Raw genomic sequence first — 14,265 nt, forward strand, 5'->3', positions numbered from 1 at the left:
ATGAGACCGACGAAGCACAGTGGAACGCCGTGGCGCGCGCTGACCGCCGCGATCGCCGTGTGCACCGTGATAAGCCTCAGCCTGCAGAGCACTGGTCCGGCTATCGCGACACCGATGCTCGTCGCCGGGGCGCGCGAGACCACTCTTCCGGTGACTCTGACGCCGTCTGAGCTTCTCGATCTGTTGCATCAGGGCGAGCATCAGGATGCGCCGGAGGTCGGACCTGCTTCGGGCAGCGGCGTGATCACCGACGGTGATCTGCAGGCCATCGCCGGGAGCGCAGCCGCGCAGTGGCCCGGATATGACGTCGGCTGGGCCGGGCTCTTCCTGGAGGATCTTCCCGGGGCAGGCCTCGCCATCGCCTACGGCGGCAGCATCGCCGTCGACCCCGACGCGGCCGGCTGGGGCTGGTCGCTCGCGGGCGGCTCGATGGACCTCGTCACGGTGCTCGCCCACGAGTACGGCCATGTCGCCGGTTTCGCCGACCTCGAAGGCGGCGACGACCTCATGTCGCGAGTCCTCGGTCCGGGGGAGCAGCGTTTCAACACTCCCGACCGCATGTATCCCGCGCCGCCTCCCGCTTCGGACCCGACCCTCCAATCATCGCCCGGCTCGACATCCGTCACCGACCAGGCATCCGCATCGGAGCCCGTCGTAGACACTGCGGCTCCTGCCGCGGCGACAGGCGAACCGGCTTCGACTCCTGCGACATCCAACGGCGATGCTCCGGCGGCCCCCGCCTCCATCGCCCCGAGCGGCGGCGATGCTTCCACCGTGTTGCCTGGGTCGTCCGAGGCATCCGTCTGGGTTCTCGCGATGGGCGGCACCTCGGCCGCGCTCGTCTTCAACGCCGACGGCACGGCGACCTTCGGAGCCGAGACCCGAGCGCTCGACGGGCTCACCGAGATCCGGGTGCAGGGCTCCGACGGCGACGACGTCTTCACCCTCGACCGCAGTGCGGCCGACCCGGCGGTCACCGTCGCCTTCGACGGCGCGGCCGGCTTCGACACGCTCGTCACGGTCGGCGACGGGGCGATGCTCTCGCTTCCGGTCGACGCCCACTCCGGGGTCCTCCACCTCGGCGCGACGACGGTCGTCTACTCGAACATCGAGCCGATCACCAACACGGGCAGCGCGACCGACATCGTCTTCACCCTGAGCGGCAGCGACGATGCAGCCACGCTCACCGTCGTCGGCTCCGGGCTGCAGCTGAGCGGCGCCACTTTCGAGACGACCGTCTTCTCGGCACCCACGGTGTCGCTCACGATCAACGGCGGCGACGGTGCGGACACGATCACGATCGTCGGATCCCTCGACCTCGTCGGGGCGAAGCTCGTGATCAACGTCGAGCGGATCGTCGTCGGGCCGGGTACGGCGATCTCGGCCAAGGAGATCCTGCTGAACGCGGAGCAGTCGACGACCGGCGGCCCCGCGCTCGACCCCGCCTGCCTGCTGCTGCCCGCCACGCACTGCGCCGACGTCTCGATCACGGTCGACGGCGCCACGCTCGTCGCCGAGAAGATCACCCTGAACGCGGTAGCGAGCGTGGTGCCCGACGCGGGTCATGCCACCGCCTATGCCGTCATCGTCGACTCGAACGCGACCGTCGAGGTCACGGGCGCGTCCGTCGTGAACGCGACCGCCGGCGATGTGGTGCTGGCGGCGAGCTCGACGGTCGGACCGGTCACCCTGAACAAGAAGTACGGCGACGCGGCGATCGTCTTCTCCGACGCATCCGTCACCGTCGGCGGCTCATCGGTGATCACGGCGAGCGGCAAGACGAGCCTCTCGTCGACCTCGACGGTCACCGTCGGCGCGACGCCAGGGTCGGACGCCACGAAGGACGAGGGCAGCGCGGGCTCAGACGGCAACGCGAGCTTCGACGCCGCGGTCGCCGTCGTCACCGTCACCGCCGCTGCGCTCAGCAAGGTCACGAACACGGCGCACCTCGCGATCGGGGGAGTGCTCGAGGTGCTCGCCGCGAACCACGCGACCCTCGACGGCGTCGCCGATGCGAAGGATGCCACGGGCGGCGCCGGCATCGCGATCGTGCACCTGAACCAGAGCACCGAGGCCGCGATCGACTCGACGAGCACGACGCCGACGTCGGCCGCCTCGCTCATCGTGCTCGCCGAGCAGGAGTCCTCGCTCACCGCATCGTCGAACGCGGGCAAGGGCGGCGCGCAGAACACCGACAAGGACGTGAACGACCCGGATCGCGCGAGCGGCCAGTCGTCCACCTCGGACGGGAGCATCGGCGTGGCTGGCGCCCTGTCGGTGTCGGTCCTCGACGCGAACACGAGGGCGCACATCAGCGGCGCGAAGGTGAACACGACGGGCGCGCAGAGCGTCACGGCGACCGCGAGGAACACCGTGACCACGACCGCGGATGCCGGCACGACCGACGGCGGCGGCGGAACCTCAGGGTTCGGCCTTGCGATCGGTGTCGCGGTCAACGTCGTCAATCTCCTCACCGAGGCGTTCGTCGGGGCCGGGTCGGCGCTTCAGGCCGCGAGCCTCACCGTCGAGGCCCAGGGGCCTTCCACGGGTGATTCGAGCTTCACCGCCACCGCGATCTCGGGCAAGAAGAGCGGCGGCAGCGTCTCCATCGCCGGTTCGCTCGCCGTCAACCTGATCACCGCGCTCACCGTGGCGGAGCTTCGGGGCGCGGGCAACTCCGTCAACGATGCGGATGTGACGCTGAAGGCCAAGGCCAGCCACGCGAACAACGCGAAGGCCACCTCGAAGCAGGACGGCGGGTCGGTCGGGGTCGGGGCATCCGTTGCCCTCTCGATCATCAACGTCGGTGTGCAGGCCGGACTCGCGGCGGCATCAGCCGTCACCGGCGTGAAGGCTCTCACCCTCGAGGCGCTCGGCGCCGATGAGACGAAGACGGAGACCGAGGGCGGCGCTGGCGGCGGTTCCTCCGCCTCGCTCACCGGCGTCGCGAGCATCGCGATCTCGAACGTGCGCACGGCGGCCTCGATTCTCGGCGGATCGGCGCTGGCCACGAGCGGGGCCATCACCGCGAAGGCCGACCAGACCGCGAAGGCGACGACGAGCGCGAAGGGCGCCGCGACCGCCGGCAGCGGCGCGAGCCTCGCCGCGACGATCTCGTTCGCGCTCACCTCGGCCGACCACGTGGTCGACTCCTCCATCTTCCGCGACGTCGACGCGGGCGGCGCGGTGAGTCTGGCGGCGGACAGCGTCTCGACCACCGCGACGAGCGCGACCGCGAGCGCAGCGGCTGCCCCCGACGAGGGCTCCGACGGCACCGGCAAGAACGCGAACCAGAAGTCCGACGCGAAGCTCGGAAACGCGACGAGCCGTTCCTCCGGCGGCGGGAACTCCAGCACGCCGGCCGCCCAGAACGAGGACGGGACCGCGGTGACGGTCGCTGCGGCCATCGCCTTCAACCTCGTCGACTCCACCACGACCGCGACACTCGCACCGGGGGCGGCCCTGACCGTGGCCGGACCGGTCTCGTTCATCACGCGGAACAACACGGATGCCTCGGCCACCGCCGACGGCACCTCGACGGGCGCAACCTCGGTCGGCATCGGCGCCGGCCTTGCCGTCAACCGGGTGACCCTGCTGAACGAGTCGAGCCTCGGCGTCGGCTCCGCGCTGACCGCGAGCGGCCTCACCCTGAGCGCGACCGTGAAGCCCGTGGCATCCGACGCCGTCCATTCCTTCGAGGCGACGGCGAAGGCCGGTGCGACCGATGGGAGCGGAACGCTCGGCATCGCCGGCGCCTTCGCCCTCAACCTCGTGAACGCGACCACGCTCGGCGTGATCCACGGCAGCCGGCTGCCCGGCCCCTCGCCCGACCCGGTGCCCGGAGTCGCCGTCGCCGGCGGCGCGGTGACCTTCGCGGCGGCATCCAAGATCATCGACAAGGCCTCGGGCAAGGCGAGCCAGAGCGGCACCGGCACGGCCGGCATCGGCGCGGCCTTCGCCCTGAACCTCGTGACGCACACGGTCTACGCGGGCATCGACCAGGTGCTCGATCCGACCCGGGGCCCTCCGCTCACCGGCGCCGGCGCACTCACCATCACCGCCACCGAGGAGCTGACGCTCACCACGGAAGCGGAAGCCGGCGGTTCATCGGGCAGCGTCACCATCGTCCCGGCCATCGCGATCACCCTGGCCACCGTCCGCACCAGCGCATCGCTGGGCGGCAGCAGCACCGCACTCTCCGCCTCGAGCGTCTCCGCCCAGGCCACCCAGAGTGTGAAGGCCGGCACCACCGCCAAGGGTTCGACCCAGGCGGGCTCGACCGCCGGCATCGGCGTCTCGCTCGCGCTCGCCATCCTCGACACCGTCGTCGTGGACTCCGGCAGTGCTCGCAGCGTCACCGCCACCGGCGCCGTCTCGTTCCGAACGCAGCAGAGCGTCGATGTCGCCACCCTCGCCGAGGCATCCACGAAGGGCGCCTCACCCTCGGAGGGTTCCGGCGGCGGTGGCAAGGACGTCAACCAGAAGGCCGACGCCAACCTCGGCAAGGCGAACCAGTCGCGCAACACCAACGGCGGCCAGACGTCGACGAGCTCCACGCCGAAGGCCGCGTCGAACGAAGACAGCGGCAACTCGCTCTCGATCGCCGGCGCAATCGCCATCAACGTTGTCGTCTCGACCTCGCGGGCCTGGTTCGGCAACGGGGCGTTCATCTCCTCGGGCGGCGTGGTCATGCTGAAGTCGCTCGCGAACACGGATGTCTCGGCCGGCGCCAAGGGCGACTCCGCCACCGAAGGCTCGGTGGGCATCGGGGCCGGCGTGGCCATCAACGACGTCGATATCGTGAACCAGGCGCTCTCCGGCACGGCGACCATCACCGGCACAGGGCTCGTGCTCACGGCAGGGCTCGCCGGAGGCGACGCCGACGACGTCATCAGGCGCTGGACCGGCACCGAGTGGAAGATCGTCGAAGAGGGCAAGGAACTTCCCGGCCCGTCGAAGGACGACCTCGCCTACGTCACGACGAACGACGGTACCGACGGCAACGACGGCATCTACAGGTTCAACGGCTCCGACTGGACGATGGACACCGATACCACCGTCGCGAGCGGCGCGGCACTGCCCGGCTCGCCCGCGAACGGCGACTACTTCCTCCTCACCACCGCCCGCGACGGCAAGCCCGCGAGGAGCGTGTGGAAGTACGACGGCGCCGTCTGGGAGTGGATCACCGCCGACGTCTACGCTCAGAAGGAAGAGCTGCCGAAGGACGACGTCGAAGAGGATGCCTGGTTCCGGCTCACGGAGCAGGACGGCTCGAAGGCGCCCGGCTTCTACCAGCGCGACGACCAGCACCAATGGATCCTGCAGGCCGGCGTGACCGTCACCGACGGCGACCACTTCCCCGCGAGCCCCGCGGCCGACCAGCTCTTCCGCCTCTGGGAGCACGAGGTCACCGCGACGGCACGGGCGGGCGCGAGCAAGTCGACGAGCGTCGGCGTCGCGGGCGCCCTGGCCATCAATATCCTCGGCAACACGACCGAGGCGCTCCTGCAGCCCGGAGCCTCCGCCACGCTCACGAGCGGCGCGGTCGCCATCTCGGCGCAGAGCAACGAGCGGGACCTCGCGAAGGCCACAGGCAAGGCCGAGGTCGGGTCGGCGACCGGCGTCGGGGCATCCGTCGCCCTGCAGGTCATCGACGGCAGCGTGGTGCGGGCCGAGGTCGAGAGCGGCGCGGCGCTCACCGGCGGCTTCTCGCTCACGGTCGACGCCTTCGGGTTCCGCGAACTCATCACCGCTGCAGAGGGCGGCACCGCTGGCGGCACGGCCGTCACGCCGGTCGTGTCCCTCGTCGTGAGCGTCGACGATCATGTCACCGCCCGGATCGGCACCGGCACCGCCTACCTCGGCACCGGTGCGGTATCTGTGCAGGCCATCCACCTCACCCGCATCGCGACCGAGGGCAACGCGGAGGCGGCAGGCAAGGACACCGCCGTCGGCATCGACATCGCCGTCAACGCCGTCGTCGGGTGGGATACGCTCGCCGAGATCGACCGCGACGTGCAGGGGACCTCCGTCGCCGTCGTCGCCGAATCCGAGATCGTCAGCGAGGCGAAGTCGGTCGCCAGCGCGAAGGGCTCAGAGGAGTCCGACTCGAGCGGCGACAGCAAGGCCAACGGCGAGGTGAACGGCAACAACCCGAACACCCAGAGCACCTCGTCGTCGACCTCGGGCATGCCATCGTCGAACGGCGGCACGAACGGCTCCAATGGCGCCAATGGCGCCAACTCGCAGCAGAGCGGTCAGTCGGGCCAGAGCGGCAGCGGCGGCGACAGCAGCACCGGCGTCGCCGCGGCGATCGCCGTGAACTGGGTCGTCGCAACGTCCACCGCCCGCATCGCCGCGAACCGCGTTGTCACGGCGACCACCGGTGCCGTCACCGTGCGCTCGCTGTTCGCCGTTCGCGCGAACGCCTTCGGCATGGGTTCGGCGATCAACCTCGACAGCACCGGGGCACAAGTCGGCGCGACCATCGGCCTGAACGTGCAGGACATCACCAACCAGGCGTCGATCGGCGCCGGGGCGCACGTCACCGGTCAGACCGGGATCATCGTCGAGGCCGGCGTGCCCGACGGCACCCACAACGACTTCATCGTGTGGTCGTTCGCCGCGGGCGGCGGCAAGAGCACCGCGTTCGCCGGTAGTGCCGCCGTGCAGATCCTGCTGCTCGCGACCAGTGCGTGGGTCGGCGCGGGTGCCGAGCTCGACGCACCGGCCGGCGGCATCGTCGTCGAGGCGAAGCAGCCGATGCGGCTGCAGAACCTCGCGATCTCCGGTGCCCTCTCGACCGGGGACGGCGCGGCCATCGGCGGCGCGTTCCTCGTGAACGTCCTCGAGATCGAGACGAAGGCGTGGATCGACTCGACCGGTGGCAACCCGAGCGACGTGGACGCATCCGGAACGATCGCCGTCACCGCGACGAGCACGCTCGAGGCACTCGTGCCCGAGGTGCCCGCACCGCTCAAGGGCAGGATCGACTGGCTCTCGCTCAGCAACGTCGCGATCGCGGGAGCCGCGAGTTCGGGCGGCGCGGCCGTGGTCGGCGCCTTCATCGTCGACATCTTCAACGTCGACACGCAGGCCTGGATCGGCGATGGCGCGCAGGTCAACCAAGAGGGCGCGGTCGGCGGCGCCGGCCAGAACGTCACCGTGTCGGCCGAGGACGGCCTCACCATCGTCGACGTCGGCGGCACCCTGGCGCTCAGCAAGTCCTCCGCGAGCGTCGGCATCAGCGTGGTCGTCGAGATCGTGAACTCGAACGTGCGGGCACGCATCGGCACCGGGGCGTCCGTTCGCGCCGGCGGTTCGGTGACCGTGCAGGCGAAGGCGAGCGAGGATTGGTTCGTGCTGTCCGTCGCGGGAGGCGCGAGCGCCGGCTCGGTCGCCGCCAACGGTGCCGTGCTCGTGTTCGTCTTCAACCAAGGCGGCAGCGACCCCCAGGTGCTCGCGAGCATCGGGGCGAGTCTCGTCGACGCCCTCGGCGACGTCAACGTGCTCGCCAGCCGTGACGCCTCCGGGCCGTTCTCCTCTGGCAACCTCTCGATCTCCACGAGCTCGCCGGGCATCGGCGCATCCGTGACCGTTGTCGTGCGCGACAGCGATGTCACCGCCTCGATCGCCGGCGGCGCCGACATCCGCGCGGGCGACGACTTGACCGTCGAGGCGAAGCAGACCGGCGATTTCATCCTGCTCGCGGTGGGCGGCGCTGGCGGCCAGTCGGCCGGTGTCGGCGGCTCCGTCGTCGTCGACGTGCTCACCGACCGCACCACCGCCTCCATCGGCGCGGGTGCGAAGATCAATTGCGTCGGCCTCGGTTGCGCCAACTCGAGCGCGGCGCTCACCCAGGACGTCGTCGTGAGCGCCTCCGACGACACCGACCTCCTCTCCCTTGCCGGCGTGCTCGCCGTTGGTGGAACCGTGGGTGTCGGCGTCGGGGTCGACATCGAAGCGATCAACAAGACGACGGCCACGTCCATCGGCAGCGGCGCCGTCGTGCGCGCGAACGGCGACGTCGTCGTGATCGCGAACTCGAGCGACGACCTCACCTCGATCTCGGTCGGCGGCGGAGGCGGCGGCACCGCAGCGGTCAATGTGAACGTGACCGTGCCCGTCATCACCATCACGACAACGGCGACGATCGGCACGAATGCCGACGTGCGCGCCGGCGGCAACGTGATCGTCTCCGCCGACGAGGCGATGTCGCTCTTCACCATCGCCGGCAACATCTCGGTCGCGGGCACCGCCGCTGTCGGCGCCGGCGTCGCAGTGCCCGTGGTGACCAAGACGACGACCGCGCTCATCGGCGCCGGCGCTCGCGTCACCGCGCTCGCGCTGGCGGGGCACATCACCCACTCCACGGTGAACTCGGGCAGCTACGCGACGACGGGCACCGACGTGCGCTTCGACCCGCGCGGCACGCTCGGCGGCTGGCCGGTGCCGTTCCCGAACCCGTTCCCGCTCGGCTCGCAAGGCCTGCAGGCCGACGGCGCCACGATCCGGCTCGGCTACAACCATGGCTTCCAGCTTGGCCAGCAGGTCGTCTACGACGCGGGCGGAGGCGCCCCGATCGCAGGTCTCACGGACGGCGCGACGTACTACGTGATCCCGGTGTCCGCAACCGACATCCGGCTGTACCTGGAGCGCGGCCCCCCGGCGAACCCGAACTGCGCCGACCCCCTCCTCGTCTGCGGCCTGAGCCTGCCCGTCGGCGCCAAGATGGGCGAGAACCACCGGTTCGTCGCCACCACGCGACCCGGCGTCGCCTCGGACGTCTCAGCCAGGTTCACCGCGGAATACGCCGTCAACGTCGGATCCAACTACATCGTGCTGCCGTACGTCCTCTACGAAGACGACGGCACCACCCCCATGACGCTCCACAACGGAGACCCGGTGGTCTACAGCGCCGGCGGCGGCACCCCCATCGGCGGGCTCGTCGACGGGGCGAGCTACTACTTCTTCACGACGAACCCGGCGGACCCGGTCGACCTGAACCACGTGCAGCTCGTGCGCACGAAGTGCGAGGCCACCGGCAAGAAGCAAGACTGCAACACTCCAGCCGACATCGCCCGCGGCACGCCGATCGACTTCACGTCGACCGGCAGCGGACGCTCGCACAGCCTCGTGCCCTCGGGAATGCTCCCGGCCGGCAACGCCGCCGAGTCGGGACCTCAGGTGATCACCGCACCCGTGCGCGCCGGCTTCGGCGGGGTCGCCATCGTAGCCTCGAACAGCGACTACCTCGGCTCCATCGGCATCGCCGCTGGCGGGGCAGGCACGGCCGCCGTGAGCCTCTCGGGTTCCATCGCCGTCGTCACGGTGCACACGACCGCCTCGATCGGCAGCGGTGCGCGCATCAACTGCGCGTTGGGCGACCTCCTGTGCGCCGCGAACGACGCCGGTGCATCGGGCAACCAGTCAGTGCTGGTCTCAGCCGTCGACAACTTCCGTACCCTCGGCATCGCCGCCTCGATCGCGATCGGCGGCTCGGCCGGCGTCGGTGCCTCCGCGGCGGTGCGGGTCGTCGAGCTCCACACGGATGCGTTCCTCGGCACCGGGGTCGTGGTCAACGCGAAGAACAACATCGAGATCAGGGCGAACGCCAGCGACTCGGTCGTCTCGATCAACGCGGCCGCGGGTGGCGGCACCGTCGGCGTCGCCGGAACCGTCGGTGTCTCGGTGATCAAGGAGTTCACGAACGCCTACACCGGCATCGGCGACACGCTGCGCGCCGACAACAACATCGGCGTCTTCGCCTCCGCAGACTCGAAGCTCATCCTGATAACCGCCTCGATCGCCGCCGGATACGTCGGCGTGGGCGTCGGCGTCAGCGTCACCGTCGTCACCAAGGAGACGAAGGCGTACCTCGGCCAGAACAACACCGTGGTCGTGAAGGCGCTGGGCGGCGGGCTCACCGGCGTCAGCAACGGCACGCTCGGCACGAACGGGTTCCCGACCGCGCTGTTCCACGGGCTCGCCGTGCAGTCCGACTCGACCGAAAAGCTCTTCGGTCTCGTGGCGGGCGTCGGCGCCGGCTTCGTGGGCGTCACCGCCAACATCGGCGTCAACGTCTTCACCGTCACGACCCTCGCTTACATCGACCTCGGCACGAAGATCAATCAGGGCGCAGGCACCATCGTCGCCGGCGTCGGCGCCGGCCAGGGCGTTTCGGTCACAGCGACCGACCTGTTCGACTCGCTGACCTTCGCGGGCGGTGTCGCGGGTGGATTCGTCGGCGCCGCGGGCGGTATAGACATCGGCGTAGCGAGCATCAGCGTCACGGGCTACCTCGCGACGGGCACGGATGTCTGGGCGCAGGGCAGCGTCGCCGTCAACGCCCTGGCCATCAAGCACGTGCAGTCCTACGCCGTCTCGATCGGCGGCGGCTTCGTCGGCGTCGCCGGGGCGGTCTCGGTCTGGTCGATCGGCACGGCGCCGACCGCGAGCTACTCCTCCGACGCGACCGGCCCGAAGCGCGGCCCCTGGCTCGGATCCACCCCGTACGACACCGGCGACGTCGTGACCTCCGGCGGCGCCACCTGGGTCGCGAAGGCGAACAGCACCGGCGTGCAGCCCGGCACCGATGGAACGAAGTGGCAGCAGGATGTGCCGCAGAACGCCACGAACGGCGAGGGCACGAACGGGCAGCATCAGGCCGACCAGGTCGCCTCAGGCACTGGCAGCGACACACCGGCATCCGTCTGGAGCAATGCGGTCAACTACGTCAAGGGTGACTACGTCACCCTCGACGGCGTGAAGTACCAGGCGACCGCGGATGTCTCGAACGGCGGTGCCGACCCCGCGCACAATTCGAGCTGGTACGCGGTGAAAGACGGCTGGAAGTCCGCGCTCGACGGCGCACCCGCCGACTCGACCCCGGCGTTCGTCACGGCAACCCTCTACGACACCGGCGACTATGTCACCTTCGGCGGACACCGGTACCGCGCCACGTCTACCTTCGTCTCCGGTTCGAGCCCGACGATCGACACGGCGCGTTGGGCGAATGCCGACGACGACTACCGCTTCCGGGTGTTCGGCGGCGCCGCGGCATCCGACTCGAGTGTCAACGGTTCATACACGGCGACGAGCCCAACCGCCGACCAGTTCACGCAAGCGGCGCCCCCGTCCGGGGTCTCAGCAGGCATCTACGGCTCGGTGCACTCGATGCTCGCCGACGTGCGGGTGCGAACCAACGAGCGGGTCGACGTGTTCGTGCTCGCCGGCGCGGTGGCCGGTGGCGCGGGCGCCATCGGCGCGGGCATCGCGATCCTGAACATCGCCGGCAACGTCGACGCGGGCATCTACGGCGAGGCGATCGTCTCCGCGGCTGGCAAGGTCGTCGTGTCGGCGGAGCTCGACGAGGACGTGCTGGTCTTCGCGGTGACCGGCGCGGTCGGCGCGGTCGCGATCGCCGGCCAGATCCTGGTGCTCACCGACACCTCGAAGCAGACCGCGCACATCGACGACGACGCGGCGATCCCGCAGGCCGGCGGTGGCATCGAGGTCGCGGCGGTCTCCAGCAAGACCATCGCCGGATACGCGATCGGCATCACGCTCGCGGCGGGCGCCCTCGGCGCCGCCGTCTCCGTCATCGACATCGGCGGCGACACGAAAGCGCTCATCGGCGACGTCTCCATCGGGGCATCGGGACCTGTCGGCGGCATCGGCGTCAACGCCACCGACCACTTCGACCCGACCGCGCTCGCAATCGGCGTCGTCGCCGGCGCAGGTCTGGCGCTCAGCGGAGTCGTCGCCATCGTCGAGTACTCGGGAGCCACGCGGGCCGCATCGTTCGCGCACGGCACCGTCGTGATGCCGGGCGGCGTGACCGTGAAGGCGCTCGGCGACCGCCAGCCGATCCACGGCGACACCGTCAACGTCGCCGTCGGCGGCGGTGTCTCGGTCGGATTCACGATCTCCATCGCGACGAGCGACCGTGACACCGAGTCGGAGCTCGGCGGGTCCGTGAACACCACCGGTGCGGTATTGGTGGAGGCCGACGCCCGCAACGTGGTCTCGGCCGACACGCCCGGCGTCGCCGTCGGCCTCGCCGCCATTGCCGCCATGATCCCGATCGCCACGGTCTCGGGGCACACGACAGCGACCGTGAGCGGGACGATCGCCGGCTCGTCGAGTGTCGCCGTGCACGCTATCGCCGAGAACCGGGCGAAGGCCGACGTCCTGGTGATCGGGATCTCGGGGCTCGGCGTCAACGTGGCCGTCGCCGTCGCCGAGATCTCGGCCGGAGCCGACGTCACCGCCGTCGTCACGGCCGGCGCCTCGATCACCTCGAGCGGCGCCGTCACCGTGCTCGCCGAGCTGAAGGGTCCAAACCTCCGCAACGAGGCCATCGCGGGGGGCCTGAACGTCGCAGCCGCACTCTTCGCCAGCGGGGCCGTCTTCGCCGCCCAAGCCGTGGTCGCAGGGGCGGTCAAAGCCCACCTCGACGGCAACGTCACGAGCTCGGCCTCGGTGCTGGTCAAGGCCAAGGGCGCCAACTATGCATCGACCGACCTCGTCGTGGTCGCCGGCGCCGGACTCGCGGGCATCGCCGTCAGCGTCGCAGACGCGCAGGTGCGCTCCACCGCCGTCGTGGAGGCCCGCTCCACCGACGCCGATGACGACCAGTCGATCGTCAGCAACGGATCGATCGGCTTCGTGGCCGAGTCGGCGAACACCGCCGCCACCTCGACCGGCATGGGCGCAGGCGGCGCGCTCTTCGGCGTCAGCGTCTCGGTGCCGACCGCGCTCGTCGCCGGCGCGACCACCGCCTCCGTGCAGGGAGACCTCACCGCGGGCGCAGCAGGGGTCACCGTCTCCGCGATGAGCCACAACACGGCGACGACCGAGGTGGTCATCGTCTCGATCGGCGGCCTCGGCGCCGTCGCCGTGAACGTCGCAGCAGCAGAGATCGCCGCCGCCGCCGCGACCGACGCGCTCGTGCTGGCCGGCTCCGTGGTGAGCGCGCCCGGTGGAGCGGTTCTCCTCACGGCCACCTCCACGAACTCGGCGACGGCCACGACCACCGCCATCGGCGCCGGACTCGGCGCCAGCGTGAGCATCCAGCGGAGCACGGCGATCGTCGCCGGTGGCACGAAGGCCTTCTTCGACGGTGCCATCCCGAGCACCGGCACGAAGACCGCGAGCCTCACCGTGCAGGCACGCGGCCGCAACCAGGCGGTCAGCGACACCGACGTCGTCACGGTCTCGCTCGGCCTCTCGGGCACCGCGGTCGTCTCCGAGGCAGAGGTGAGCGGCGACACCGTCGCCGTCGTCGACACGAACGCCTCCATCAACGTCTCGGGCGCCGTCTCGATCGACTCGCAGCTCACCACCGGCGGCAACGGCCAGCAGAACTACGCGCTCGCGAAGGTCTATGGCGGATCGTTCGGCGGCATCTCCGCCGGCCTCGTCATCGCCACTGCGACGATCACGGGCGACGTCATCGCGAAGCTCAACGGCGTGATCGCCGGTTCGGGCTCCGTCGCCGTCAACGCCGACTCCGTCATGCTGGCCGACGCCGACAGCACCTTCGTCAGCATCGGCGCGCTCACCCTTTCGGGTACCTCCACGATCGCCGACGTCGCGGCCGACACGATCGCCGGGGGCGATGGCGGCACCGCGAACACCTCTGGCGCGCTCATCGTCACGGCGGACTCGAGCTACACGGCGATCTCAGAGTCCGACGGGCCCACGATCGGCCTCTTCACGATCGACGTCAAGCTACCGAAGGCCCGCGTGAGCGGCGCGACTCGCGCCACCTACCTCGGCCAGCTCACGAACGGCACCTCGGCGACGGCGGCGGCGAACTCGCACAACACCGCGACGGCGGATGCCTCCGAGATCATCGCCGTCGGCATCCTGGCGGCATCCGTCGCCTACGCGCTCGCCGAGGTCACCGCGACGACCGAGGCGGGCATCGGCGGCGCGACCGTCGGATCCGGTGCCGTGACGGTGAGTGCGACCTCGGACGACGATGCGACCGCAGCAGCCGGAGGCGGCGTCGGAGGCGGCCTCACCATTGCGCTCCTGCAGCCCGATGCGCAGGTGCTCGGCATCACGCGTGCGTTCGTCGGCAACGGCAAGACCGTCACCGCCGGTTCGCTGAACATCACAGCGACCGCCACTCCCGACGCCGAGGCCGAGGCGAAGATGGTGGGCATCTCGGCCCTCGCCGGCGTGCTCGTCGCCGGCCCGCTGGCGAAGGTCGGCGGCACGACCGAGGTGTACATCGGCTTCGACGAGACCGTCACG

Annotated in this window: 1 protein-coding gene (running past one end of the window); it reads left to right on the forward strand. The window is 70.6% G+C overall.

Translation table 11 applies throughout. The features are described 5' to 3' along the window. Nucleotides 1–14,265: the 5' portion of a hypothetical protein gene (locus tag ACFQB0_RS13845; RefSeq protein ID WP_386732753.1), read on the forward strand. The gene runs 17,973 nt beyond the window's last position; the window shows 14,265 of its 32,238 coding nt (coding positions 1–14,265); its start codon is at nucleotides 1–3; its stop codon lies off the right edge, out of view.

It is taken from the genome of Luethyella okanaganae, assembly GCF_042660285.1.
In the GTDB taxonomy this organism is placed as follows: Bacteria; Actinomycetota; Actinomycetes; order Actinomycetales; family Microbacteriaceae; genus Luethyella; species Luethyella okanaganae.